Raw genomic sequence first — 1,387 nt, 5'->3', positions numbered from 1 at the left:
CTTGGGTTCTAATCAACGTCGCAACACCCGGCCTCCGGGTAGGCGATGAAAGACAGAACGACTGCTGGGGGGCGCCCGAATGGCAGAAGGGTGCCCCCCGAGGTCAAGCTGAGGTTTCTCGAACTGATACACGAAGGCGTGAGCATCAGAGAAGCCAGTCGCATCGTCGGTATCAACCGCCGAACGGGACAGGAGTGGATCAGCGGGCGTGGTGAGCGTGTAAGGACCACGAGGGCAGGACGGAAGACGGTGCGGGCCGCGATCCAACCGGTCGTCGGTGATCCCCGCGAGTTCGTGCCGCATCCACGCAAGGAGGAACGGAACGCCCCTCAGTCCTCCGTCTCTGCCCGCTTCTTGTCCGAGGAGGAGCGAGTCCGCATCGCTGATCTGTGGCGAGAGAGGAAGTCGATCCGGGCGATCGCCAGCGAGCTGAACCGCAGCCCGTCGACGATCAGCCGGGAGATCCGGCGCAACAGCAACCCCAACGTCAGGCCGAATCATCCCGCCTACTACCGCCCGTTCGCTGCTCACAAGCGGGCGCGAGCACGTCGGCCACGCCCCAAGCCGCGAAGGATTGACCTCTGCCCTGAGCTGCGGGAATTCATCCAGGCACGACTGGACGAGAAGTGGAGTCCCGAGCAGATCGCGAACATCCTTCGCCGGGACTTCCCGGACCGTCCAGAGATGCATGTGACGCACGAGACGATCTACCGAGCCTTGTACGCACAAGCCAGAGGCGGCCTGTGGCGCGAGATCTCCCGGCGCCTCCGGACCGGACGAAGCATGCGCAGGCGTCGCCGGCGGCCCGACCAGAGGACCCCGCGATTCACTCACCCGATGGTCCTGATCAGCCAGCGTCCCGCCGAGGCCGCCGACCGCACCGTCCCGGGACACTGGGAGGGCGACCTGATCGTCGGCGCGAAAAACGGCTCAGCGATCGGCACTCTCGTGGAACGCAGCACCCGCTACACGCTCCTCGTGCACCTCCCGAACGGACCCACTCCCGGGTTCTTCCGCAAAGCGCTCCTCGATGCCGTCAGCGGCCTCCCGCCGCATCTCAAGCGCTCCCTGACCTGGGACCAAGGATCCGAGATGGCACATCACTACGCCTTCTCGGAAGCCTCTGGAATCCCGGTGTACTTCTGCGAGCCTCACAGCCCATGGCAGCGAGGCTCGAACGAGAACACGAACGGCCTGCTGCGGCAGTACTTCCCGAAAGGGGCCGATCTGGCCAAGTACACCAGGGAGGACCTGGACGCCGCCGCCGCTGAACTGAACCGCAGGCCCCGAAAGACGCTCGGCTGGGACACCCCAGCCGAGCGCTTCACCGGGCTACTGACGAACGACCCCAACACACCCCGTGTTGCGACGATTTGTTGAATCCGCC

1 protein-coding gene is annotated in these 1,387 nt (G+C 65.2%); it reads left to right on the top strand.

Annotated elements, in window-relative coordinates; translation table 11 throughout:
- Positions 1–45: 45 nt before the first annotated feature.
- Entirely contained in the window at positions 46–1,380 is a 1,335-nt protein-coding gene (locus ACWD0A_RS34815) for an IS30 family transposase (RefSeq protein ID WP_451304705.1), read from the top strand.
- Positions 1,381–1,387: the final 7 nt, after the last annotated feature.

The sequence above is a fragment of the Streptomyces sp. NPDC002867 genome, from assembly GCF_053591895.1.
This window is presented reverse-complemented; position numbering and strand designations above follow the sequence as displayed.

What these genes read in the sequence shown, in the direction of transcription:
- ACWD0A_RS34815 (WP_451304705.1), top strand. Translation starts at nt 46, where the DNA reads ATGAAAGACAGAACGACTGCTGGGGGGCGCCCGAATGGCAGAAGGGTG.